Consider the following 26,343-nt stretch of genomic DNA (forward strand, 5'->3'; position numbering starts at 1 on the left):
CAGGGTTCCGCATAAAATATTTTCCCACCACATAAAGAGCCCTCATGGCAGTTTTTTTAAGTCTGTAAAATGATTTTGTTTTGTAGAAAATATTCATGCGTTTGCCCTGTAATTCATACTGAATACCCTTGACAAAATCCTATTCATTTATTATACTTTAGAAAAATAAAGGCAATGAAGAGAAGAGTAGTTATTTTGGATGCTTACAGAGAGTTCCTGTTGATGAGATGGAACAGTGGAGAATTTAACGAAACAAGGCTCTAAGCTGCATACGGATCTTATTTTAAGGAATAGGTGATGCTATGACGTTTGTTCACGTTACAGAACTAGAGTATAATTTTGTACTCGACAAGATTATCATGGCGACATGCTAATGAAATAGGGTGGTACCGCGACACATTCGCCCCTACAAATTATTGTAGGAGGTGTTTTTTTTACGTTTTTTATGTAAAAACATATTTTATTTTAAGGAGTGATCGTTATGGAAGAGAGAAAAATAAATAGACCCATATTTCCTAAAAAAGCTGTTATAACTGCAGGTATGCCCTACGGTAATAAAGAATTACATTTTGGTCATATAGGTGGTGTGTTTGTGCATGCTGATACTTTTGCAAGATTTTTAAGAGATAGAATTGGCCATGAGAATGTTATATTTGTATCAGGAACAGATTGTTATGGTTCACCTATTTCAGCAGGCTATTTAAAACTTGTAGAAGAAAATCAATATGAAGGCACGGTGCAAGATTATGTTCGTGCAAATCATGAAAAACAAAAGGAAGCATTAGATAAATATGAAGTGAGCCTAAATTTATATGCAGCTTCTGGATTAGATAGAGCTGGCGAAATACACAAAGAAGTGTCAGATGAAATATTCAATAAATTATATGAAGGTGGCTATTTAGTAAAGCTATCCTCACCACAGTTTTATGACCCTGATTTTAAAGTACTATTGAATGGTCGACAAGTAGTTGGTAAATGTCCTATTGAAGGATGTAGCTCAGATAAAGCATATGCTGATGAATGTGCACTAGGACATCAATATATGCCAAATGAATTGATTGAGCCAAAGAGCATTTTATCGGGCAAAACACCAGAATTAAGGGATGTGACAAATTGGTATTTTAAACTAGAAGAGTATAACAATCTTTTAAATGAAAAAGTAAAGTATTTAAGAACACATTCCAATTGGCGTAAGAATTTATTAAATACTATTGAAGAATTTTTAAAGGCACCAGTTATTTATGTAAAACGCAAACAATTAGAGGGTATTGCAGATTTAGAAGAAAGATTACCAAAACACACAACTATTGATGAAGAAAAGAAACCTTCTATTACTTTTGTATTTGAAACTCTACATGATAGAGATACTGCTAGGGAAGTGCTCGATGGGATGGGAATTCGATTTCGAACTGGTAAAACGCTAGTACCTTTTAGATTATCGGGAAACGTTGAATGGGGTATCAAAGTACCAGAAAAGGAAGAACTTAAAAATTTAACATTTTGGGTTTGGCCTGAATCCCTTTGGGCACCTATTTCCTTTGTTAAAACATATCTTGAATCTATGGGCAAAAACCCTGATGAATGGACACAGTGGTGGCATTCTAAAGATTCAAAGGTATATCAATTTATTGGAGAAGATAATATTTATTTTTATGGAATTGCGGAAATGGCATTATTTATGGCTTTATCAGGCATTAATAGTGAAGACACAATAGACTGGGAAAATATTAATCTTCCTCACCTCATAGCCAATAGCCACCTATTGTTTATGGATAAAAAGGCAAGTAGCAGCAGTACTATTAAGCCACCTATGGCAAAGGATTTATTAGAGCACTATACAGCAGAGCAATTACGTATGCATTTCTTAAGTCTAGGACTTTCAAAGAGAAGTGTTAGCTTTGCACCTCAAGCGTTTATGGATAAAGAAGATAAGCAAGGGGCAGACACGGTTTTAAAAGATGGTAATTTACTGACTAATGTATTTAACAGGCTTGTTCGTTCTTGTTTTTATACTGCACAGAAATATTTTGATGGTACTATACCTGTAGGTGAAATTAGTAAGAGTATTCTAGAAGAATCTAATGAAGCTATTCTCAAATATGAAAGACACATGTATAACCACGAATTCCATAGCTTAACTTATGTTTTAGATAGCTATATTCGTAATATGAATAAGTATTGGGTAAATAATATGAAACTTGCAGAAACTAGCGATGACAATATTCTTCGTAGACAAGTGTTAGTAGATGCATTTCATGCTGTACGAACTACCATTACTTTAATTCACCCTATTGCACCAAGTAGTTGTGAAATGGTAAGAGAATATCTAAATGTAAATGAACAACTTTGGAGTTGGGATTTTATCTTTGAACCAATCTATACATTAATAGAAGATACATTAACACATAAATTAAAATATTTAGAACCACAGGTGGATTTTTTTAAAAAACATGAATCACAAATTTCTTTTTAATACAATAAAAATAAGAATCCTTTGATGATAGGGATTCTTATTTTAATTTGCTACTTTTCGTTTTTAATTTAATTAATTGTTCCCTCAAAAACATATGCCGTAAATTAAACAAAAATCCCTGAATCCGTAAGCCTCGGACCAAATCAGGGGGTTTAAGTTTGGATATAATTTTGATAGCTATGTTATAAAATAACCATCGCCTCTAAGTTTTCCCAGAGCCAATGTGCTTCGTTTGCAATATGCACTAATAAAAGTGGTGACGCAGTTGTAACGGCCACACAACGTTTTACTATCTCATATAGTTCTAATTTAAATGCTTCAAGGGCTTTAGTTTCTTTAATAACCATTTGATTATACTTTCAATGCTAAAGAGAAGGAGAAATTATAAAGACAACCTGTTATATATCTGCCATAAGAACACTCTTTTTTGAATAGTAGTTTGTACCCCATACACCTACCAATATGAGTATAGAACCAATAAAATGGTACAACTTAAAATTTTCATGCAGCAATATAACTCCAGCAATTATTGAAACAATGGTAGATAAATTAGAAAAAATTGCAGCTTTAGAAGCTTCTATTCTAGATAGAGTAAAGTTTATTAAAAAGAATGCAATTATTGAAGATAATATTCCTAAGTACCCAAGAGATATTAGAAAATCACTATTCTTTAGAGGAGAAAAATACTGGGTTAAAGTATTAGCTCTAATATTATTCAAAATTGAAACAAAATTAAAAAATACTGCGCCCATGGCCATCATAGCATAAGTTAGTTCCATTGGACTAAATTTTTCAGAGTACTTTCTTGATAATATGTTAAATACCGCAGCAGAAAGCACTGCCCCAAGAAGTAATAATATACCTAATAAACTTCCACCTGAAGAGCTTGATCCATTCATAAGCACAATGAAAATTACTCCGCTAACAGAGAGAAATATAAAAGCACATTGTAATTTTGAAGGGGTTTCCTTTAAGGCATAAGCAGACAAAATGGTTACAACTATAGGAATAAGAGCAATCATCAGACCAGCTTGAGAGGAAGATGAAAATTGAATTCCATAGGTTTCAAAAATAAAATAAATTATTGGCTGCATTAAGCCAAGAAAAAACAAATTCTTTATATTTTTGCCTTTATAGTTTACCTTTATTACTTTCACAAATATAAGCATGGACATGATTAAAAAGGCCACAAGAAATCGAAAAGATAATAAGGTAAAAGGTTCTACAATATTTAGCGCTTTTTTTGAAAATAAAAAACTTAAACCAAATATTGATGATGTAAGTATTCCAGATAGAATTGGTAAAATATTTGTTTTACTTTGCATAGAATTTCCCCCAGTTTTCATTTTAATCTTTTGATTATTAGTACAATTACATACTAGACTTATATTTTAATATAGACCTCCTTGATTATACCTTACTTTAATATTGATTTAAATCATAGAAAGGCATTTTTTCTATGATAAATTATTTAATAATATTAATGTAATTTGATAATTGGGGACAGAGGTGCTGTGCAAAGAAAAGAAAACGGACTATCCCCAGATGACTTATGGTAGGCGTTTAGTTTATAGTCTGTCAGAATTGTATTTTTTGCCTTTAGACATTACAAAGGCATAAAGGAACACACTGTTAAAAATGATAACTCGGACAGTCTCAAAACTATTTGGATCAATCTTTTCTAGCCATAGAGGTGTTATAATCATGAAACTTTGAACGAGCAAGATGCCAAGAAAGGCATTTTTAACGGTTGCTTTGTTGATTGAAGCACCACCTACAATTAGAGAAAATGTAGCGAGTATACCTATATTCATGTGAGAACTGTAGGTATTTAGAAATCCTGTATTTTGGAGAAAAATGATTTGACCCCACGCTGCAATAACAGTGGAAAATACGATGGCGGAGATTCTAACTTTGGATACATGACCCTTAGAGTCTTTTGAATTTTTCTCATTGAGACCAACTTTAAGAAAAGCTTGCCCCATTTTGGTGCGTGTAATCAATAAATGGAGTGCGGCGAGCAAACCGATAAGTAACCCTGTGATGAGTGGAAATTTCATATCTTTTAGAGCGCTGATCCCCTTTGGAAGGACGTCTATATACATAATCAGAGCACTGATGATAATGACCGCAACTGTTAGGATTATGCTGGAATGAACCCGCGTTTTATTATAGTTGATCATTTCTTTCTTCATAGTATAAATGATTAATCCAAGCAAAATAAGTCCTGCCACCATAAGCAGAAAGAAGAATGGCACTTGGAGCAATCCGTCAATTGATTGACCCAGTGTATGATTAAGGTAAATGGCATTTTTGAGTCCTGAACCTTTTGTGAGTAAAAGTGAAGAGGTAATGGGAATAACGCTACCCATAAGATAGAGTAAAATGAACTGGTATATTCCAGTTCCAACATACCCCACAAACAGTGAGGCAATCATCTCGTAGCCACGGGCTTTATTGAGTACCACACCTGCTAGTATCCCAAATAGAATGGCAAATGGTGTTGCAAAAGCAACTGCAGCGAGTAAACCACCAAAACCAGTTAATCCAAAGTTGACTACCATGATTATGCCTATTTGACCCGCAATAGCTCCTACGACAATACTGAAGTTGAAACCCATACCCGCCATTACAGGGATAAGTAATGCAAGTACCAAAAGGGCGTTGCCAATAAAGCCTTGCATCAGTCCATTCATAATGGACAGTGGCGCCTCTTTTGTAAGGAATAGTCCAATAAGAGCAATAACGGCAAAGATTATTGGGACTATATTTTCTTGAATGGAAGCTTTAACATTTTTGATTTTTAAGTTTTTATTTATCATCAATAATAGCTCCTCCTTAAAGTTGTTTCTTCAACTTCATTTTTGAGTGGATAGAAAACACTCAATTAATTATACCATACCAGATGTTGGATGTTAAACTATTTTAAGGTAAAGATTTTTGATGCACTACATTTCCATATTGAACTGGTGTAATATAGCCCAGATGTGAAGCTACTTAGAGCGACTTATGTCATCTTTTAAAATCTCTTCTGTAACCAACTTACTTGAAAGTAAGACCATAGATACACCAGTGCCGAGATGAACTGAACTTCCCACAAAATAAAGGTTTTTAACTAATCTCAATTTCAAATGAGGTCTAAAGTAATTGGTTTGACTTAGTGTGTGGCTTAATCCAAATGCTGTGCCTCCATAGGAGTTAAAAGATTCTTGTAAATCTATAGGTGTCAGATAACTTTCGTAAATGATATTTTCTTCTACATCCTCTAATCCATCTATCCTGCGTAGGGTTTCAAAAATTTGGTTTCGAAGTGATGCTATATCTTTTGCATCCCAATGAATTTCATCAAATAACAAATTTGGTACACGTACCATGATATTTAAACTCTCTTTATCTTTAGGCGCCATAGTTTCGTCAATTTTACTTGGACAATAAATATATATAGAAGGGTTTTCTGGCAATGTTCCTTTAAAAGGGGCTTCAATATTATTTTTAAAGTCCTCTGCTAAAAAAAGATTATGTACTTGGAGCTGTGGATACTTTTTATTTAGACCAAGATATATTATAAACGTAGAACAAGAATATTTCATTTTAGATATTTTTTCATTATTATAGTCATCCTTGGCTTTTTCATCATTGATAAGCTCTGTCACCGCATATGGGAAATCAGCGTTGCATATAATTATATCGCCTTTTTCAGTTCTATTACTGGTTTTTATACCAGTGGCAATTCCATCTGAAATTAAAATTTCTTCAATATTTGTTTCTGTTTCTATAATACCGCCTAATTCATATATAAGTTTTTCAAGAGCTTTTATATAAGCATACATACCACCTTTAAGATGCCATAGACCGTATAGTTCTGATATAGTTGGCACAATGGTATAAATATTGGGACCATTAAAAGGAGAAATGCCTACATATAATGCCTGAAAACAAAGGAATTCACGAAGTTTTTCATTATCTATATATTTTGAAATATAAGTGTAGGTATTTGAAAGAGTTTTGCTCTTTATAGCCATGCTCAGAGTAAGTGGATTAAAAAAATCAATGGGGTTTATAAAAGCTTTATTCAAAAAATACTTATTAGCAATAAGAAATTTTTCATAGGAGTCCCCTAAAAATTTCAAATATCCTACACTGTCCGCTTTAGAAATAGATTCCAAAGTCTCTATTAATTTAACAAGATCACTAGAGAAATCATAACTACTGCCATCAGCATAATTGACTCTATAGATAGGGTCTAATCTGATAAAATCAAGATAATCCTCCCAGTTTTTATGTGCCCAGCTGAATACTTCTTTATACTCCTCAGGGCGCATTAAAATAGATGCTGTCAAATCAAAAGTAAAACTATCCGTCTCTATAATATTGACCTTTCCACCAACTCTTTTTTCTTTTTCATAAATTTTAACTTTATATCCCTTACTGAGTAGTCTCACTGCCGTTGCGAGCCCTCCAACTCCAGCTCCTACAATTATAACTTTTTTACCCATGGTAACTTTCACCTACTTTGTAACAAATTCTTAACCACTTCTAAACTGGTAGTAGTTGACTATATCTTATTTTTATCTATTTTATATATAATATACTAAATATATGAAATATCTTTAGGCAGTCACTTTAGGCACTATTATCAACCTTTGTATTCTCAAAGGTGGTTTTTTCTAAAATCAATCGCTTTTGTGTAAGGCAACTTCTTGCTAACAACTAAAGTTGGATATATAAAGGTAAATTAGATTAACGGATTTTAAAGAAAAGTTGTTTACCAAGACTTACTAAGTATTATTTATCAATTCACTCATAGTACTAGTCATATATTTATATAATTTACAGTAGTATTTATATTAGAAAGGCTACAATACCTTTCTGTATATATAAACTATGTAGGTGTGTGTGAGGATAGGTAAAGAAGAATGGTAAGGGAGATAGTGTTATGTTAGAAGGAAAATGTCCAGTGACAGGAAGAACAAGCAAAGAAGTAGCAGGTGGGGGACCAACTAATGAGTATTGGTGGCCAAATCAGCTTAAGCTTAATGTTCTTCGTCAAAACTCAGAACTAAGCAATCCTATGTCTAAAGGTTTTAACTATGCTCAGGAATTTAAAAAATTAGATTATTATGAACTAAAGAATGATTTATACAAGTTGATGACAGATTCTAAGCAGTGGTGGCCTGCTGATTATGGTCACTATGGACCATTCTTTATTCGTATGGCTTGGCATAGTGCTGGAACTTATAGAATCGGTGATGGTAGAGGAGGTGGAGGGCAAGGATTGCAACGTTTTCCACCACTTAATAGCTGGCCAGATAATATAAGTTTAGATAAAGCACGTCGTTTACTTTGGGAAGTTAAAAAGAAATATGGAAATAAAATATCTTGGGCTGACCTCATGATACTGACAGGTAACTGCGCATTAGAATCTATGGGACTAAGGACCATTGGTTTTGGTGGAGGCAGAGTGGAGGTTTGGGAACCACAGGATATTTACTGGGGTAGTGAAAAAGAATGGCTTGGAAATGAGCGTAATAAAGATGCTAAAGAACTTGAAAATCCTCTTGCTGCTGTGCAAATGGGCTTAATTTATGTAAACCCAGAGGGACCAAATGGAAACCCTGACCCTAAGGCATCAGCCAAGGATGTACGGGAAACATTCTCTCGTATGGCAATGAATGATGAAGAAACTGTTGCTCTTGTGGCAGGGGGACATACTTTTGGTAAATGTCATGGTGCTGCATCACCGACCTATGTTGGACCAGCGCCAGAAGCTGCACCTATTCAGCAGCAAGGGCTTGGGTGGAAAAATAGCTATAAAACTGGTAAGGGACCAGATACTATAAGTAGTGGGCTTGAAGGTGCATGGAAAGCAGAGCCTATAAAGTGGACAATGGGTTACTTAAAGACATTATTTAAATATGAGTGGGAATTAGTTAAAAGTCCTGCAGGAGCATACCAATGGTTAGCTAAAGATGTAGATGAAGAGGATATGGTAGTTGATGCCCATGATCCATTAATAAAGCATAGACCTATGATGACCACAGCAGATTTGGGCTTTATTTATGATCCTATTTACAAACCAATAGCAGAGAATTATCTAAAAAATCCAGAAAAATTCGCCCAGGATTTTGCCAAAGCTTGGTTTAAATTAACCCATAGAGATATGGGACCAATATCAAGGTATCTTGGACCAGAAGTTCCAACAGAAAGCTTTATTTGGCAAGACCCAGTGCCAAAAGTTAACTATAACTTGATTAATAAAAAGAATATTTTAGAGATTAAGAAAAAGATTTTAGATTCAGGCTTGTCAATATCGCAGCTTGTTACAACAGCCTGGGAATCCGCATCAACATTTCGTGGTTCAGATAAGCGTGGAGGAGCAAATGGGGCAAGAATACGCCTAGAGCCACAAAGACAATGGCAAGTTAATGAGCCGGAAAGACTTAGCGAGGTTTTAAATACCCTAGAAATAATTCAAATGAGCTTTAATAGGTCACATTCAAAGGAGAAGAAGGTTTCTTTGGCTGATATTATTGTATTAGGTGGATGTGTTGGTATCGAACAAGCTGCAAAAAATGCAGGGTACAACATTACTGTTCCTTTTACTCCAGGGCGAACTGATGCAACCCAAGAGGAAACAGATATAAAGTCATTTAGTGTTCTTGAACCTAAGGCAGATGGATTTAGAAACTATATAAAAGATAAATATGCAGTAACATCAGATGAAATGTTAATTGATAGAGCACAATTATTAACACTAACTATTCCAGAAATGACAGTATTAATTGGTGGTATGCGTGTGTTAAACACTAATTATAAAGGATCAAAGGAGGGGGTGTTTACAAAGAGGGAAGAATGTCTTACAAATGATTTCTTTGTAAACCTTCTTGATATTAATATCCTGTGGAAGGAGTTACCTGAATATAAGGGAAAATTTATGGGTTTTGATAGAGAAACAGGGAGGAGGAAGTGGATAGCAACAACAGTTGATCTTGTATTTGGATCAAATTCACAACTTCGCGCAGTTGCTGAGGTATATGCATCCAGTGGCAATGAGGAAAAGTTCATACAAGATTTTGTAGCTGCATGGAATAAGATAATGAATGCAGACCGTTTTGATGTTGAAGAGTGTTAGCAAGTAATTAATATATACATTAAAATAGAATTCCTTAATCTAAATTCATGCAGAAAATAGATTAAGGAATTTTTGTGTTTTGATAAAACCCACTTGTTATTAGGCGAATGTAGTAGTTACTTATATCTGATTCAATGAGCAATGTTCGGAAATTATTTTAGCTGTACTTACAATATCATTAATCACATTTTCAATTGTGAATTTACTTAATTTAGTTTTAGCACAACGTATGCTTAAAACAGAGATTAAGGTATTGGTTTTATCAAATATAGGAGCGGCTATACAGACGTATCCCTTCTTAACATCCTCTTCTTGATAAGAATAGGCTTGACCTTTAACTTCATTGATCGCTTGACGAAATTCATCAAAACTCCATTTTTTATTAAGACATCTATTATTAATTTTTAAATAGTGTTGCTTTAATTCTATTTCGTCGATATCCTTTCCAAATGCAATAAAACATAAGTATACTGCAGGAAGAAAAACTTCACTGCTTTCGCATTGGCCTGGAGTAATAAGTGTCTTGGTATAAGTATCATTAAGGTATTGTTGAAATACCACAACAAAATCATTATTTACTGCTGAGGATCCATTACCTTGAATACCATTGTCTAATACACTTAGATCAGCATATTCATTGTATTTTTCTGATAGATAGGAAAGATGTGGTCTTGCAATCTTGCTTATAGGAACACTCCGGGCAGCAACCAATCCCATCATAAATACTCTAGATCCTAAAGTATACATGCCTGATAATTTATCACGTTGTATAAAGTCTTTTTCTTCTAATGTAAATAAGGTTCTATGGACGGTGCTTTTATACAGGGATAGCTCCTTTGATATCTCTGTTAAAGTCATTTTTCCTCCATTTTGGTACATTAAGTTAAGAATATCTAAAGCTCTTTCCAAGCATTTTATAGATGACATAGCTATTTCCTCTTTCTGTTATTCATAGTATAGTTCCGAATTTATCTGTAATTTTTTATATTTAAATGCATTTTCATAATGTATTATATCATAGCATATTTTTTAATCCAACAATGAAAAGTACTTTAAATTATAAACAGATGGCGAATACATTTATCATAAGAGCAAATCCATCGCTTTACAAGTGATGTAGATAATATTTAAATAGTAATAATTCTACTGAGTAGAACTCAATATTATTTTAATATTATTTAAATAAGTAATAAGAACCCTTTAATATAGTAAATTGATAAAAATATATTTATAATATAGTTGCGCACAGTAGAACTGTGAAGTAAAATATAGTAGTAATATCAAATTTTAAGGGGGTACATTAAATGAAATCTTTCCAACCTATTAAAATAGGAAATCTTGAATTGAAAAATCGTTTTATAATGGCAGCTATGGGACCTGAATTAGGTAATTTTAATGAAAGAACAGTTGAGTATTTTGTACGTAGAGCAAAAGGTGGAGCTTCAATGCTACTGATTAATGTTCTTGCTACTGAGGCGATTGATGGACATGGACCTTCCTCTACACTAACTGAAGAAAGTTTTGAAGGATTTAGAAGTCTTGTGAATCAAGCACATGAATATAATTGTAAAGTATGTATTCAAATCATGCCTGGAGTGGGTCTTGGAGGGAAAGCAGAGGGAAGGGTGAAACCAGCCAGTGCTTCTGCATTGCCACTTTATCCTGGTGCTAATATTACATTTGATGAGCTTTCAAAAGAAGAGATAAAGTTTATTCAAGGTGAGGTATTTAAGACAGTAAGCTTAGCGAAGAAGGCAGGAGCAGATGCAGTAGAAATTCATGCATATGGTGGTTATCTGACAGATAAGTTTATGACTCCTAAATGGAACATTAGAACAGATGAATACGGTGGAAGTTTTGAAAACAGAATGAGATTTCTTAATGAAATTATCAAAGGGTTACAAGAGGAGTGCGGTAAAGATTTTCCTACGATTGTGAAGTTTACACCGTGCCATTTCCTACCATCTGAAAATGGATATAGAGCTATGGAAGAAGGTTTAGAAATTGCAAAGATGTTAGAACAAAATGGTGTACATGCACTACATATTGACACAGGGTGTCATGATAATTGGTATATGGCGATGCCGCCTATTTACCAGCAAGAAGCAGTTCCACAAATTATGGCAGCAAGAAAAATTAAAGAAGTAACATCACTTCCAGTTATAACAAATGGAAGACTCGGTGATTATTCAAAAGCAGAAGCAGCGCTAGAAAACGGATGCTTGGATATCGTGGCTGTAGGTAGACAATTTCTTGCAGATCCAGATTTTCCAAATAAAATCCTTGAAAATAAATCAGATGAAATTCGTTATTGCATCTATTGTAATGAAGGGTGCATTAAAAGTGTCTGCGAAGGTACAAGTATAAAATGTGCAGTTAATCCGGAGACAGGTTACGAAAGTATAAAAAAAATAGAAAAAAATCAAAATAGCAAGAGAGTACTCATCATTGGTGCAGGTCCTGGAGGATGTGAAGCAGCTATAGAAGCAGCAAAAGCAGGTCATGATGTAGAGATCTGGGAAATGCAGGATCATATGGGTGGTAATTTTTATAACGCTTGTTTACCGTCATTTAAAAGAGATGGGAATAAAGTAATTGATTATTATCGTACTGCTATTCATAACTTAGGTATTAGTATTAAATATTGTAAGGAAGCTACTGAGGAAGCTGTCTTAGCATATGAGCCGGAGATTGTGATTAACGCAACCGGTGCAACACCTTTAAAACCTCAGTCCATTCTTGGAATTAATAAAGCGAATGTTGTTACAGCTACCGATGCATTACAAAACACAGTATATATCGGGGAGAGTGTAGCAATTATTGGAGCTGGTCTCGTTGGATGTGAGACTGCTGTTGTACTTGCCAATAAAGGCAAAAAGGTTACAATGATTGAAATGGCTGACCATATATTACCAGAGCCTGTATTTATTCAAAATGCAATGATGTTAAATAAATTGTTAGAACATCCTAACATTAGCTTTAAAACATCGGCTAAGTTAACTTGTATTCAGGATGACAACATCACAATTCAAACAGCAGAAAAGGAAGAGGTATTACTTTGCGATAGTGTTGTACTTGCTATGGGATTTTCACCAAACAGCAAACTTTATAACGCTTTAAAGGATAAAATTAAAATCGTTAATATTGGTGATAGTGTCAAGGTTAGAAAGGTATTAGATACTGTTCAGGAAGCTTATGATGCAGTATTAGCAATTGATTAAGAGAAACCCTAAGAAGTAAAACCCGTTCGCATACGCTTCCATATTTTATAATGGGGTCGCGCCGACAAATTAATAAATATAAAAAAAGATTTCACTAAGTTAATCCTTAGTGAAATCTTCTTACTATGCTATCTCAAAGTATTACTAGCAGTATGAACCGTCTTAGCATCTTTCTTTTCAATTCAGCCACCATTATTATATTTCGAAATTAAACCCAATATTTAAATCTTTTGCTTTTTCATATATTTTATAGGCAACAACTACATCTAATATAGCACTTCCTACAGATTTAAATATGGTAATTTCATCTTCACTTTCTCTTCCTTGAACTGTTCCGAGTATAACCTCACCGAGTTCGCCATCAACATCATTCTCACTTATAATTCCTTTGTTTATTGGTATTATCAAATCACCAGATTCTGATAAGGCGCCATTTCTAGTATCAACATATAGTTTATCACATTTTTTAATTAAATCTAAATCTAATTCCTGCATGTCTGGTGTATAGGAACCTATGCCGTTAATGTGGCAGCCCTTTTTTACTAAACTTCCAAGGATTACTGGTGTTTTGGTTGTTGTAACTGTTGTAATGATATCAGCATTTTCTAATGCATCCTCAATGCTGTCAGCAGCTACTATTCTTGCACCATATTTATTAAGTTCAATTTGCATTTGTGCAGCAAAGGCTTCAGATCTTTCTTTATTAATGTCGTACACCTTCACAAGCTCAATGTTCCTTACAGCTAAAACAGCCTCAAGTTGTGCTGGAGCTTGACCCCCAGTGCCACAAAGCGCCATTATTTTAACATCTTTATTTGCTAGTATATCTGTAGCGGCACCAGAAATAGCACCAGTTCTTAACTGAGTTAGGTATGTTCCATCCATTATGCATAACACCTGTCCAGTTTTTCCATCTACAAGCAGCATCTGTGCAGGAACGGAAGGGATGCCCTTATCAATATTTTTAGGAAACACAGAAACAATTTTTACGCCTGTAATATCAAGTTCTTTTGCATAACCTGTCATAAACAGGGTTTGTCCCTCAAATTTTGGAATATCAATATTTAATCTTAATGGAACTACAGTGTTGCCTTCGCTATACATTCTTGAGGCTTCCTTGTCTGCTTCAATTGCCTCTTTCATAGTAAAAGCCTTCATTATGTCATTCTTAGTTAATAATAGCATTTAAATTCCTCCAAATAAATTTATTTTAAATCGCTTGAGTTTTTTTTCTGCCTTCTAATATCATACTTATGCTGCTGTAAATTAATACTGCTGCCACAACCCATTGTAGCATTGAAACATTCAGAGATTTAACTAGATAAACAGCACATAAGACTCCTATTACGCCAAATATAGAGGTGAAGAAAGGTATTTTTCTTCCATACTCGCCATACTTTATAAATTGCATACTTCCAATTGGAACTGCAAAAGTGCAAGCACCCATCATTATTGGGAAGGCTATAGCTGGATTTAATCCAAGAGCATATACTGTTGCCATAGTTAATGCATATGAACCTATACCTATATTGTTTAATGCACCATATATGAATATGGTAACAGCTGCAATAACAAGCTTGATACCATGTAAGCCAACTTCATTTCCACCAGATGGAACTAAGTTGAATTTACCTGCAAGTATAAACAAGGCTGCTACTAATAATCCGGCTGAAATAAATTTTTTTATTACTGTAGCTTCGAGCTTTACTACAAATCTTGGTCCTATGTAAGCACCAATAACTTGGGCAAGTATACATACAATCAATGTAAGAGGCTCGACTTTTATAGAAGATATATATGCTAATGACATAACTGCTACAGGTATAACACATTGAGCATTTAATGTACCAGGTAATTTTTTATCTGTAACTAATTTTTTCTTTCTGTATAGAACGGTTGATATAGCAAAGTCTGATATACCAAAAGTTGATAGAAAGAATATAACAGCAGAGGATATTGCAAGGAATATATTGCTTCCTGGTTCCTTCATAAACTCATTTTTATTTGCAAGTAAATCTTGAACTAACTTAAAAGCAAAGTAACCATTTACTAGTATTATTAAAGCTAAAACTATTTTGATCATATAAATTAACCTCCATTAATATAAAGTCTGAATATTGCGAACAATGCAAGCATAATCTCTCTGTTATTAAGAGATTATATAACTATTAAAATATTTTTCGGACACCTGATAAATCTTCTCCAAACTTTACCTTTAAATCATCACCCAGTGAATCAATTAGTTTTAAACAATAAGCATCATGCTTAATATTTTCCTTTGCTAAAAATACAATAGGTGAGCTTTGTGTCCATATGATTTCTGCATTTTTTTCATGTTGAATATTACCAAATATCATTTCGGTTGAATCAACCACTAAGGATATCCATCTGCCACCGATTTCTTGAAACTTACTTTCTTCAAAGCCATGCTTATAAAAGTTTTTAACTTTTGATGAATAGTCATGCTGCATACTGTATAAAATCATGACAACATCTTGAAGTTTTTCCTCAATAACGCTAAGTTCAGCTTCGATTTCGGATAAATCTTCTCCCCAAACCTGAATATAGACTTCTTTTTTAGCATTTGAAATCATATGCCTGCATTTATTGAAAATATTTTCATAGCCTCTTATATACCAAATTTCATTTGAGTCAACTTTATTATTATAGGTATAAAGTTCTTCTTTTATATCCTCAATAACTGTATCCATATTGTGTTTAATATTTGCAACTAATTCATTTACAGGTATAGCAGCATATTTAACAGGTTTATCTTCTTTAGATACTATTACACAGCCTTTAAGCATAAGCATTTCTAGAATATTATATACCTTTGACCTTGGTACAGAAGAATTTTTGCTAATCTCATAACCAGTGCCAGAACCGTTTTGAAGTAAAGCCACATATACCTTTGTCTCTGATTCAGTGAAACCAAACTTCTTAAGTGAAGTGAGGAGTTTGTCCATAATTTATCATACTCCTTATTATTATTTATGAGTCCAGTCCTATTTTCTCTATACTTAATGTATATTTTCAAGAAATAAGCTATTCCATGCTAAATAATAACATAAAAAAGTGTTTTGTAATAGATTAATAATAGAATTTAATTAGTAGCTACCTTTAGTAACTATTATAATTGAGAGAAATTAGTTTGTCAATAAATTAACATAAATATTTAAAAAAAACTGAAAGGTGTATGATTTTGAGAATGAGTTAGCTTTTTACTTAATTGATAATCTATTCCGTGCTCTCCAGTTCCATGCTTAATATATTCTTGGGTCCTTATCTGTAAAGTGACTGACACCTTTCAAAAACTTATTTTCTTGACAATGGCTAACTTGCTATGATATCATTTAAAAAAACTTAATAATAAATACTATTGCGTTGCCACCGGGCAACTCATTTACGGTACTTAATTTTATTCCTTTAGGTCTTTGTAGGAATAAATATTAGGTATTTTTTTATGTTTATTTTGAGAGGAGTTATGAAAATGAGTATCAAAAGAACATTTTTACGGTATGTATTCACAAATATTATAGGGATGATTGGGCTTTCATGCTATATTTTAGCAGACACTTTTTTTATATCTAAAAAATTCGGGGCAGATGGATTAACATCGCTGAATTTAGCTATTTCTATTTATAGTTTTATTAATGCAACTGGACTCATGATTGGCATAGGTTCCGCTACAAAATATTCCATTTATCAGGCGCAGAATAGGAATACCAAAGCAAATACTACTTTTACAAACTCAATCAAAATGGGTATTTTAGCAGGTATGATTTTTTTACTAATTGGCCTCTTTGGGTCTTCAGTGCTTAGTAGCTTACTGGGGGCAAATGAAAACACATTTGATATGACAAATATTTATTTAAAAACCATTTTATGTTTTGCCCCATTTTTTATTCTTAATAATATTTTCATTGCTTTTATTAAAAATGATGGAAATCCAAAGTTATCAATGGCGGGAATGCTAATTGGAAGTTTCTCAAACATTATTTTAGACTATGTTTTTATTTTCCTCCTTCAGTGGGGAATGTTTGGAGCAGCTTTTGCAACAGGACTAGCACCTATCATTAGTATGTGTATTCTAATGATACATTGTATTAAAAAGAAAAATCGTTTCCATTTTCACAAATCAAAATTAGCAATAAAGCAAGTAACTCGTGTTTGTAGTTTAGGTGGATCATACTTCATCGCAGAGATTGCTTCTGGTATTATTCTTATCGTATTCAATTTACTTATCCTAAGTATTGCTGGAAATATAGGTGTGGCAGCATATGGTATTGTAGCAAATTTAGCATTGGTGGCAACGTCTATCTTTGCAGGTATTGCTTATGGAACACAGCCTTTACTTAGTAAAAGTTTCGGACAAGGAAACATTGAAAACATTCGACATCTATTTAAATATGAAATACTTGTATCACTTGTAATTTCAACTATTTTATATGTTCTCATTGCTATTTTTAATTATCAGTTTGTGGAAATATTCAATAGAGATCATATTGAAATTCTTTCAAAAACCGCATCGAAGGGCTTGATCATTTACTTTTCCGGTTTCTTCTTTGCAGGAATTAATATTATTATTTCAGGTATATTAAGTTCTATAAATAAGCCAAAGCATGCATTCACCATTTCAATTTTACGTAGTGGTTGTATTATTGTTCCATTAGCTCTATTACTATCGTATCTCTTTGGAATGATTGGCATATGGCTGAGTTTTTCGCTATCAGAGATATTAACATTAATTGCAGCTGTATTTCTTACAAAGAGATCAGAAGTAATGTAATATCTTAATTTCAGCGTAAGCTGTCTAATATGCTACTCAAAGATACTTGTAACAAACACTATAACAAATGTTGGAAACTAAGCGGCAAATTTTGCTTGCTACCCCCGATAGGCTACGCAAAATGCTATAATGTATTTAGGATACTAATCATATTTATGGGGGAATTGGAAATGTTTAAATACGACTGTTTAATCGTAGATGATGAGGAAGCTCTATCGCAAAGTACCTGCGAATACTTTAATATGTTTGGAATAAAAACCTTTTGGGTAGCAGATGAAAAGGCTTGCTTTGATTTTTTTGCTCAAAACAAAACAGATTTAATTCTATTAGATATTAATCTAGGGAAATCATCAGGGTTTGAAATATGTAAAAAGCTGAGAAGTTCCATGGATATACCTATTTTATTTATAAGTGCAAGAACAAGTGATGACGATGTGCTGTTAGCACTAAATATTGGTGGGGATGATTATATCCAAAAGCCTTATTCTCTAAGTGTTCTAATGGCAAAAGTGAAAACAGTTCTTAAAAGATATAGGGGGGATATTGAGGATGTTATATGTTTTGGGAACTTTACAATTGATTTAAAAACGGAAAAGCTTACAAAGGGCAATAGTGAGATCAAATTAAAGGCAATGGAATACAAATTGTTAACATATTTAGCTCAGCATAAAAACAAAACTATTACAAAAGTTGAATTGTTCCAAAAAGTTTGGGGAGATGCAATAACAGGAGACGGAACTTTAAATGTACACATTCGAAGACTTAGGGAAAAAATCGAAGAAGATCCGAATAAACCATGTTATATTAAAACGATATGGGGTACAGGCTATGTATTTGAGATATAGGTGCATGATATGAATATTAAAAGGATAACCATTTTAATTATTATAACTTTAGCAGTCTTCATTGGTGGACTTTACTATATTTTACTTGATAGGAATGAAGCTAAAATTGATGTGGTGGCAGTAAATGATATTTCGCAGGCTCTGGCAAAACATTGGGGTCAGCTGCAAAAGGATGAACTTCCAGGCTTGCAGTATGGATTAGATTACGTTGTTATAGACAGCCATAACAATTTTATTATAGCAACAAGAAATTCGCTTAATAATAGTTTAAATACTGCCATAAGTAATCAAGATACTATTGTAGATATAAAGCTTGATAATACAGTTTTAGGTAAATTAATTATTTACAATAATACAACTAACATATGGAAGCAGCATAGAAAATATTTATTTAAATTTTCTGTATTTCTAATGGTTTTAATTGCAATAATCTGTCTTGCCTATGCAGTATATATTGATAAATCAATTTTTCGCCCATTTAGAAAACTGCAGAGCTTTGCTCGTAATGTGGCAGAGGGTAAATTGGATGCGGTTCTTGAAATGGACAAAGGTAATAAGTTTGGCGCATTTACAGAAAGCTTTGACTTAATGAGAGAAGAACTAAACATAGCAAGGGAAAATGAAAGAATGGCAAATCAAAGCAAAAAGGAGCTAGTTGCTTCATTAAGCCATGATATTAAAACACCAGTGGCCTCAATAAAAGCTGTATGTGATCTAATGCATGTTAAATCTAGTGATGAAATCCAAAAGAGTCAACTAGAAGTTATTAATTCAAAAGCTGACCAAATAAATACCTTAATAACAAATTTATTTGATGCAACACTAGAAGAATTACAAGAGCTCAAGGTTACAACTACAGAGCAATCAAGTAAGTTATTGTATAATCTTATTAAAAATGCTGATTATAATAATCAGGTATCCATTGAAAGGATTCCTGAATGTATTGTAGTGGTAGATGAGCTTAGACTAGCGCAGGTTATTGATAATTTAATAAGTAATTCATATAAATACGCAGGAACATCAATTGAAGCATCATCGAATATTAAAGGTAAATATCTGGAGATAGCCTTCAAGGACTATGGCGTAGGTGTTGATATTAAAGAAACACCGCTACTTTTTAATAAATTCTATCGTGCTAAAAACTCAGTAGGAAAAAGTGGCGCAGGTCTTGGGTTATATATATCAAAATTCTTAATGAACAAAATGTCAGGGAGTATTCAATGCAAAAATCAAAAGGATGGCTTTGTTATAATACTAAATCTACTCATTGCATAATAAGTTAAATAAAAGATTTAAGGATTGGTTAAGAAGTGGTTAAAGACCTGTTAAGGAATGCAGAGTTATAATAAGGCTACATACAAGGTAAAGTCTTATTTTTTATGGAAGGAGATCTTATTATGAATAATGCAATATTAACTACAACAAAGCTTTGCAAAACCTTTTCCAATGGAGGAACGCAACAACATGTTCTTAAAAACCTAGATATCGAAATATTTCAGGGGGATTTTACTGTAATAATGGGTTCCTCCGGAGCAGGAAAGTCAACACTTCTATATGCCTTGTCCGGTATGGATAAACCAACACTTGGATCAATTAAATTTTTTGATATAGAAATAGCAAAACTATCTAATGATAAACTAGCGTTTTTTCGCAGATTAAACTGTGGTTTTATATTTCAACAAATGTTTCTGCTTGATAACATGAGTATACTTGATAATATCTTAATAAGTGGCTTACTTGTTAGTAATGATAGAAAAGCAATTGCATTAAAAGCAAAAGAATTACTTGCACAGGTTGGCTTAAATGAGATGATTTGGACAAAATTCCCCACACAATTATCTGGTGGAGAAGCTCAACGTGCAGCTATAGTGCGGGCATTAATTAATAATCCAAAAGTGGTTTTTGCAGATGAACCTACAGGCTCGCTTAACTCCGCAGCTGGAAAAGCAGCTCTTGATGTTTTGACCCAGGTTAATAATGAAGGCCAAAACATTATTATGGTTACCCATGATCTAAAATCAGCAAGACGAGGAAATCGGATTCTATATATGCGTGATGGGGTTATCCATGGTATTTGTGATTTGGGAAAATATACAAGCGGAGACATGGAACGGCATGTTAAGCTTCAAGCCTTCCTTGATGAAATGGGGTGGTAGTATGAAGAAGTTATTTATGCTAACTTTTGCAAATATTCGAAAGAGTAAAGGAAACACAGTTTCACTTTTTATGATGTTTTTTATAGCAGCATTATTACTGAATGCAGGGCTACTGGTTTTTACTAATTTTGGTGGTTTTTTTGAAAAGACAATAAAGGAACTTAACGCATCTAATGTTTATTACCTTGTACCAAGCCATTTATACAATAATCAGGTTGATGATTACATCACAAAGGACAATAATGTTTTGAAAATGCAAAAGGAAGATTCTTTATGGGGGGTTGCCACAACTAAGTATAAAAACGACACCCGTGAGAGGTTTTATCTCATAAATGATGCGGATAAATCTAGAGATATGTCTAAGTGGAAATTCGTAGGAGAGCATTTACAGGTAGGTGGCGAACTGCTTCTAGATGAGATGCCCATTTATTTACCATATTTATACAAAGAAGACGGTGGCTATAAGTTAAACGATAAATTTGAAATGTCCTTTAAGGATGTAAAATTTGTTTTTACAATAAAGGGTTTTACAGAAGATGTCTTCTTTAGCTCATTAGAAACAGGTTTTATAGGGGCTTATTTGCCACATGATACGTATCAAAAGGTGTCTAGTAAATTAGGAGACACTTATAATACAAAAGTTGTTTTTGCAAATTTACAAAAAATAAATAAAGAGGTTGAAACGGGAATAAGAGAAATAACAAAAGCAGACCTAGTATCTGCATCAAAAGACACCACAAATGCAATTTTTAGCATGGATTTACAGCTTGTAAAAATGTCACGTATAATGATGGCGGGTATGGTTTCCATAATGATGGTAGCTTTTGCTACAATTATCGTGGGAGTATGTCTAATGGTTGTAAGATTTAGAATTGGAAACAGTATTGAAGATGATATGACGAAGATAGGCTCACTAAAAGCCATAGGGTACACAAGTAGGCAAATCATTTCTTCCATAGTAATGCAGTTTGTTATGATAGCTTTTATTGGTAGCATAGTCGGCATAGCCCTATCCTATTCAATTACACCAATGCTATCAGATGTTTTTGCGCAGCAATCAGGACTTATGTGGGTGCAAGGGTTTGATGGTCTTATCAGCAGTATTACTCTGTTTATAATTATATTAATTGTAATTATAGTAGCGATGATTACTGCCAGACGCATAAATAAGCTTAATCCCATTGTTGCTATGCGTGGTGGGATAATAACTCATAATTTTAGTAAAAATCATTTGCCACTTAGCACTACAAAAGGCAGCCTACCAATTGTTCTTGCTTTCAAATCAATATTGCAAAATATGAAGCAAAGCATCATGATAGTAGTAATTCTTACGGCTGTATCCTTTGCCGGAACATTTGCAGTTGTAATGTTTTATAACACAACAATTGATATGAAGGCGTTTATCGAAACACCTGGAGTTGAACTTTCAAATGTCCTAGCTGTTTTAAAGCCAGATGCTGATAATAAAAGACTTGTAGAAAATATTAAAAATATGAGTGGTGTGAGAAAAGCTCAATTTATTGATGAAGTAGTGGTTAGGATAGATAACAACGAAGTAAATACCTATGTTATGGATGATTATTCTATGAAAGAAACTAACACGGTTTATGATGGTAGATATCCACTTCATAGCAATGAAATAGTAATTGCTGGGCATTTAGCAGACCTAATTGAAAAAAACATTGGGGACAGTGTAACTTTAAAACTGGGAGATGTTCAATCAGAGTTTTTAATTACCGGTTTGTCCCAAGGGGCCTACATGGCTGGAATGAATGCATCAATTAGAACTGACAGTATTATAAAGCTCAATCCGGACTTTAAGAGGCAAAGTCTGCAGATATATTTAGAGAAAGATCTAAATGCCGGAGAATTTGTAGAAAGACTTAAAAATCTTTATGGTGATTCGCTAGCAACAACATTGGATATGGATGAAAGTATGAAAGTTGGAGCCGGTGTCTACGCATCAATTGTTTCAAAGGTGGGAATTGTAATTTTAATTGTCACCATAGCTGTTGTTATCCTTGTATTGTATTTTGTAATTAATTCATCAGTTGTACGAAAAAAACGTGAAATAGGCATTCAAAAGGCGCTTGGATTTACTACGCTTCAACTTATGAATCAACTTTCACTGAGTTTTCTTACTCCTATAATAATAGGGGTATGTATTGGATGTGTAATAGGGATTACACAAACAAATGTTATAATGTCAGCTGCACAAAAAGGGATGGGTATTATGAAAGCGAGTTTTATTATAACTCCTGTTTGGATAGCTTTGTTTGGAGTTGCTATTGTAATGGTATCATACATTACTTCCATGCTTATTACGTATAGCATTCGCAAAATATCTGCATATGGATTGGTTAGTGAGTAGTGCCACTTGCGTGGCAAGTGTGATTATCCCATGCAGACTTTGCGAGCGAAGTCTGCATGGGATAATCGTTAGCAATAAAAACTGTTCCAGTTTTTGTAAGGTGCCTGACCCCTTACAAAGATTGGAAGTGGAACTGACAAGCTTTGTTGCTAATGGCACGCACGTTTCTTGTTGCCGACATTCCTGAACCTTAGCGCGAGGGGATTGGTGAAGGAATGTGCATTGGCGTTGGTTTTGATTTTCTTAGTTTGAGATATGCATTCTTTGTATAAAATATGCTTCGTAAGAGAGCTTTCCAGGTAAGGCGAATGGCAAGATTTTGTTAGACGTTGTTATACTAAAGGACCCATTATATACATATTTTTCTGATAAGTATTTAAAAATACAGACAACCATTTTAATTGTCTGTATTATAAGTTATTCTTATGTTTTACTTACATCAATATTTAAGTTTTTTAAGTCGATTACTGCTCCAACTTTCATGAGAATATCCAGTCCGATTAGGCCATTTATTTCACCTCTTGTATCAATCATACCAAAGTCTATTTCAATATCATTTATGCTTTGAGAACCTAATTTAATTTCGTTAAGTTTCTTTATAAAAGCATTATGTGAACTACCTCCAACACCATAATATTCCATGATTCTATCGCCTAGCTCAGCATATATTCCAATATCGTCTACTGCATCAGGTGAAATAATTGAGCCTGCAGCCCCAGTATCAATTACTACATTATTAACTATCTTGGAATTACCTTTGTAAGAAATCTTTATGGATGTAAATATCAATCCGTCTCTATATTCAATATTCATTAGATTGCACCTCTATATCCTCTTATGTTCTTTACCTCAACAACTATACTTTCATTACCTGTATGATAAACTATTGTATTATCGCCTGAGTGAACTAACTCTTTTGTTGCTTCCTTGTTATCGTTTATAACTTTTATAATAGCCATATCATCAATGTATTTTTTGGTGCCTTCCATATGTGATTCTAGTATCTGAAGCTTTACGAATTTATCTGGATATGTTCTTCTTACCTCTTCCCATTTCATGTAAAACACCTTCCTTATCGTGAATCATTTATTATATATATTATAACAGATTACCTCGGTTATTAAACAATATTAGCAAATATAGTACTTGCAAAATGTCATCTAACGTCTCATGTTGCCAACATTTTGTTGAACCAAACCGCTACTGCGGTAGCTGGCTAGTGCTAATCTAATTGTTTTATATATAAATTAAAAATTATCTTTAGTATCTTTATAGACAAGACCACTCCGGTCAATAATCTTATTATACCCAATAAAAGTTAAAAGGAGTGGTAGCAACAAAAACTGTTCCAGTTTTTGTAGGGTACCTGACCCCTTACAAAGATTGGAAGTGGAACCGACAAGCTTTGTTGCTAGTTTCTGCCATTAGAACATCGTGTTAAAGTAGGCAGACAAGCTTACTTAGTTCAAATAGAAGGAAGATCAAGTATTAACGGTATTACGCTAGATGAAAGAGATGCAATGGAAATTGTTGAAGAGAATATAGAAATAAAGGCAGATTTACTTTCACATTTTATTATAGTAGAGATGAGTAAGTAAGGAAAAAAAGGTATTTGCTACCCAGATTAATCCAAGCTCATTGGTGCATAAACATTGTATTTGAAAGCCGGGTATATGACTTCATTAACCATTTTGGTTTCTTCCCTGTTGGCACAGTATGCCTTTATGGAAAGTGTCTTTATCATCATTTTGTCATAGACAACGCTGGTTTTTATGGCAATGTTCGCACTTCTTAAAATATCTGCAAACTCTTTGCCACTGTGCAGGTTGTCTGCTGTGATATCAAAGATGTAAAGCTTCTCCTTCTCAGACCTTTTAACGGCAAGCCCTGGAATTAGAGTTCCGATAAATGTTGCGGCACATATCGCCATGATGCTAAGTATTCCATTTGACTTTGCCATCCTCACAATAGCAATCATGTATATAGTTGTAGATAAAGCTGCCAGCAAGCTTGAAAAGAAGAACTTTTCGCGGACTAGATATATATTCTTCATTGTACCTAGAGTGTTGTCGAGCAGTTTTAGTAAAAATACTATTAAAATTTCCATTTTTCCTCCTGATTTCTGTTACCACAAAAAAACAAAAGACTCTTGCAATAAAAATCACAAGAGTCAAATAATATCTTAATTTATTGATAAAATTGTTTTGCGCATAAGACGCATTCTTCTGTAACTATACTAGTATATCACAAAAACATGTAGGTTGTCTACATATTGTGTCATTATAGTATTATTATGATATAATTATTAAAGCATAAATGTATAATAGAACGGTGCTAAAGCCATTTAAATAAGGGGGATTCTTATGAATAAAAAAGAGATTAGTGAAATTAAGAATGAAAATAAAAACAATATATATCCAATTTACACAGCAAATTCAGACACATACGAAAAAGAGACATGGGTATATGCTTATGTTACTAACAATACAGAACTAACAAAAAAATAGCGATGATAAATCTAAATGAAAGCAAAGAGAATGAAGGAATAAAAGAACAAATAAAATTAACGGGAAATACATGGGCAAGAAAGTATTTTCAAGGCTCAACGGGTGGTAAAGTTACTTCTGTTACGTTGATTGAAACAATGCTACAAAAGGAACATAAAGAACAATGGATAGATGGTGTCAGATTTTTATATAATAATGGTGTTTGTAATTTTGACCACACATCTGATTTAAGTAAAGTTAATTATAGAAATTAGTAAAAGAATTATCTTGTGTGTAATTCTTTTGAACATCAAAACATTTTAAATTCTATTCGAGACAACGCATAAAATAAAGGTATATTTAAGAAAAGATCTTAGATATACCCTTATTCATGCAACTTTCCATTCTTAAACGGTTTTCTTTTAATTACGCGTTCATTGGCAGAATTATTTGTTCTTGAAAATATGTTTAAAAATAAAAAGGTGAACTAAAAAGGGTGAAAGACAAGAAATCTTCACTACTTAAAGGTGAAAGTTTTTACTAAAGAGTAGAATTCATACAATTGCGTTTATCAAAACATGACAATTGAGAAACACTAAATGAAGCTGGTGCTAATGCATTTGAATTTGCTTCGTGGGTTTCACCAGAAATTAAATTATATATCATAAAGGATTATCAAAGATTAAAAGGTGATGAAAACTCAGATTTAAAGGGTAATATAAGAGATTATGCAACTATAGAACAGCTTATTGTACTGGTTAATATTGAGAATATGAATGCTAATTTTATTGAGCAAGACCTACCCCAGATATCTTAGAATAGCATATATACTCCATAACAATTGTTGTATAATATAAGAAAAGTGTGTCG

The 26,343-nt window shown here is 33.2% G+C and carries 21 protein-coding genes, 2 pseudogenes and 1 other annotated feature; of the genes and pseudogenes, 12 read left to right on the forward strand and 11 right to left on the reverse strand.

Annotated features, from left to right (window positions below; genetic code table 11):
- The first annotated feature begins 165 nt into the window (after nucleotides 1–165).
- Nucleotides 166–411, forward strand: a binding site (T-box leader).
- 70 nt (nucleotides 412–481) lie between these two features.
- Nucleotides 482–2,473 (forward strand): methionine--tRNA ligase, encoded by a 1,992-nt coding sequence (locus LGK97_RS16885; protein ID WP_226260925.1) that lies wholly within the window; start codon nucleotides 482–484, stop codon nucleotides 2,471–2,473.
- 182 nt (nucleotides 2,474–2,655) lie between these two features.
- Here LGK97_RS16885 and LGK97_RS20045 read toward each other — a convergent pair whose 3' ends face one another.
- From LGK97_RS20045 to LGK97_RS16905, 4 genes are all read right to left on the reverse strand, one after another.
- On the reverse strand, nucleotides 2,656–2,820 hold the full coding sequence (locus tag LGK97_RS20045) for a DUF2935 domain-containing protein (RefSeq protein ID WP_226260926.1): 165 nt from the start codon (nucleotides 2,818–2,820) through the stop codon (nucleotides 2,656–2,658).
- A 51-nt stretch (nucleotides 2,821–2,871) separates the two neighbouring features.
- Nucleotides 2,872–3,798, reverse strand: coding sequence for a DMT family transporter (locus LGK97_RS16895; RefSeq protein WP_226260927.1), 927 nt, complete (start codon nucleotides 3,796–3,798; stop codon nucleotides 2,872–2,874).
- Between the two features lie 243 nt (nucleotides 3,799–4,041).
- A complete protein-coding gene (locus LGK97_RS16900) occupies nucleotides 4,042–5,298 on the reverse strand; it encodes a hypothetical protein (RefSeq protein WP_226260928.1) in 1,257 nt (418 codons plus the stop codon).
- 168 nt (nucleotides 5,299–5,466) lie between these two features.
- The gene (locus LGK97_RS16905) at nucleotides 5,467–6,969 is read right to left on the reverse strand and encodes a phytoene desaturase family protein (RefSeq protein ID WP_226260929.1); all 1,503 of its coding nucleotides are present in this window, start codon (nucleotides 6,967–6,969) and stop codon (nucleotides 5,467–5,469) included.
- Nucleotides 6,970–7,409: 440 nt separating this feature from the next.
- On the opposite strand from LGK97_RS16905, the gene katG reads away from it, so the two are divergent.
- On the forward strand, nucleotides 7,410–9,605 hold the full coding sequence (katG, locus tag LGK97_RS16910; RefSeq protein WP_226260931.1) for a catalase/peroxidase HPI: 2,196 nt from the start codon (nucleotides 7,410–7,412) through the stop codon (nucleotides 9,603–9,605).
- A 120-nt stretch (nucleotides 9,606–9,725) separates the two neighbouring features.
- On the opposite strand, the gene LGK97_RS16915 is transcribed toward katG, so the two are convergent.
- On the reverse strand, nucleotides 9,726–10,532 hold the full coding sequence (locus LGK97_RS16915; protein ID WP_226260933.1) for an IclR family transcriptional regulator: 807 nt from the start codon (nucleotides 10,530–10,532) through the stop codon (nucleotides 9,726–9,728).
- A 377-nt stretch (nucleotides 10,533–10,909) separates the two neighbouring features.
- Here LGK97_RS16915 and LGK97_RS16920 point away from each other — a divergent pair, with 377 nt between their 5' ends.
- Entirely contained in the window at nucleotides 10,910–12,826 is a 1,917-nt protein-coding gene (locus LGK97_RS16920) for an NAD(P)/FAD-dependent oxidoreductase (RefSeq protein ID WP_226260935.1), read from the forward strand.
- 195 nt (nucleotides 12,827–13,021) lie between these two features.
- Here LGK97_RS16920 and LGK97_RS16925 read toward each other — a convergent pair whose 3' ends face one another.
- The 3 genes from LGK97_RS16925 to LGK97_RS16935 form a co-directional block, all read right to left on the reverse strand.
- Nucleotides 13,022–14,011: an ornithine cyclodeaminase family protein gene (locus LGK97_RS16925; protein WP_226260937.1), complete on the reverse strand. Its 990-nt coding sequence runs from the start codon at nucleotides 14,009–14,011 to the stop codon at nucleotides 13,022–13,024.
- A 25-nt stretch (nucleotides 14,012–14,036) separates the two neighbouring features.
- Nucleotides 14,037–14,909: a sulfite exporter TauE/SafE family protein gene (locus LGK97_RS16930; protein WP_226260939.1), complete on the reverse strand. Its 873-nt coding sequence runs from the start codon at nucleotides 14,907–14,909 to the stop codon at nucleotides 14,037–14,039.
- Between the two features lie 85 nt (nucleotides 14,910–14,994).
- Nucleotides 14,995–15,792, reverse strand: coding sequence for a TrmB family transcriptional regulator (locus LGK97_RS16935; RefSeq protein ID WP_226260941.1), 798 nt, complete (start codon nucleotides 15,790–15,792; stop codon nucleotides 14,995–14,997).
- 524 nt (nucleotides 15,793–16,316) lie between these two features.
- Between LGK97_RS16935 and LGK97_RS16940 the strand changes: the two genes are divergently transcribed.
- The 5 genes from LGK97_RS16940 to LGK97_RS16960 all read left to right on the forward strand — a co-directional run bounded on the left by LGK97_RS16940 (nucleotide 16,317) and on the right by LGK97_RS16960 (nucleotide 22,987).
- Nucleotides 16,317–17,615, forward strand: coding sequence for an MATE family efflux transporter (locus LGK97_RS16940; protein ID WP_226260943.1), 1,299 nt, complete (start codon nucleotides 16,317–16,319; stop codon nucleotides 17,613–17,615).
- 170 nt (nucleotides 17,616–17,785) lie between these two features.
- The gene (locus LGK97_RS16945) at nucleotides 17,786–18,460 is read left to right on the forward strand and encodes a response regulator transcription factor (protein WP_226260945.1); all 675 of its coding nucleotides are present in this window, start codon (nucleotides 17,786–17,788) and stop codon (nucleotides 18,458–18,460) included.
- A 9-nt stretch (nucleotides 18,461–18,469) separates the two neighbouring features.
- Nucleotides 18,470–19,735 carry a sensor histidine kinase gene (locus LGK97_RS16950; RefSeq protein WP_226260947.1) on the forward strand — a complete coding sequence of 422 codons (1,266 nt, stop codon included), beginning with the start codon at nucleotides 18,470–18,472 and terminating at the stop codon, nucleotides 19,733–19,735.
- A gap of 122 nt (nucleotides 19,736–19,857) precedes the next feature.
- A complete protein-coding gene (locus tag LGK97_RS16955; protein ID WP_226260949.1) occupies nucleotides 19,858–20,616 on the forward strand; it encodes an ABC transporter ATP-binding protein in 759 nt (252 codons plus the stop codon).
- Between the two features lies 1 nt (nucleotide 20,617).
- On the forward strand, nucleotides 20,618–22,987 hold the full coding sequence (locus LGK97_RS16960) for an ABC transporter permease (protein ID WP_226260951.1): 2,370 nt from the start codon (nucleotides 20,618–20,620) through the stop codon (nucleotides 22,985–22,987).
- A gap of 423 nt (nucleotides 22,988–23,410) precedes the next feature.
- Here LGK97_RS16960 and LGK97_RS16965 read toward each other — a convergent pair whose 3' ends face one another.
- Entirely contained in the window at nucleotides 23,411–23,800 is a 390-nt protein-coding gene (locus LGK97_RS16965; protein ID WP_226260953.1) for a retropepsin-like aspartic protease, read from the reverse strand.
- On the reverse strand, nucleotides 23,800–24,045 hold the full coding sequence (locus LGK97_RS16970) for a hypothetical protein (protein WP_226260955.1): 246 nt from the start codon (nucleotides 24,043–24,045) through the stop codon (nucleotides 23,800–23,802). The genes LGK97_RS16965 and LGK97_RS16970 overlap by 1 nt, the downstream gene beginning before the upstream one ends.
- 378 nt (nucleotides 24,046–24,423) lie before the next feature.
- Here LGK97_RS16970 and LGK97_RS16975 point away from each other — a divergent pair.
- Nucleotides 24,424–24,585, forward strand: a pseudogene (locus LGK97_RS16975) (pirin family protein); the annotation flags it as partial.
- A gap of 26 nt (nucleotides 24,586–24,611) precedes the next feature.
- Here the strand turns inward: LGK97_RS16975 and LGK97_RS16980 are convergent.
- A complete protein-coding gene (locus LGK97_RS16980; RefSeq protein ID WP_226260957.1) occupies nucleotides 24,612–25,094 on the reverse strand; it encodes a hypothetical protein in 483 nt (160 codons plus the stop codon).
- Between the two features lie 256 nt (nucleotides 25,095–25,350).
- Here LGK97_RS16980 and LGK97_RS16985 point away from each other — a divergent pair, with 256 nt between their 5' ends.
- The 3 genes and pseudogenes from LGK97_RS16985 to LGK97_RS16995 all read left to right on the forward strand — a co-directional run.
- Complete coding sequence (locus LGK97_RS16985; RefSeq protein WP_226260959.1) at nucleotides 25,351–25,494, forward strand: hypothetical protein; 144 nt, start codon at nucleotides 25,351–25,353, stop codon at nucleotides 25,492–25,494.
- 2 nt (nucleotides 25,495–25,496) lie between these two features.
- Complete coding sequence (locus LGK97_RS16990; protein WP_226260961.1) at nucleotides 25,497–25,748, forward strand: hypothetical protein; 252 nt, start codon at nucleotides 25,497–25,499, stop codon at nucleotides 25,746–25,748.
- Nucleotides 25,749–26,089: 341 nt separating this feature from the next.
- A pseudogene (locus LGK97_RS16995) lies at nucleotides 26,090–26,281 on the forward strand (KilA-N domain-containing protein); the annotation flags it as partial.
- Nucleotides 26,282–26,343 lie beyond the last annotated feature (62 nt).

This window comes from Clostridium sp. CS001 (assembly GCF_020443565.1).
GTDB lineage: Bacteria > Bacillota > Clostridia > Clostridiales > Clostridiaceae > Clostridium_AD.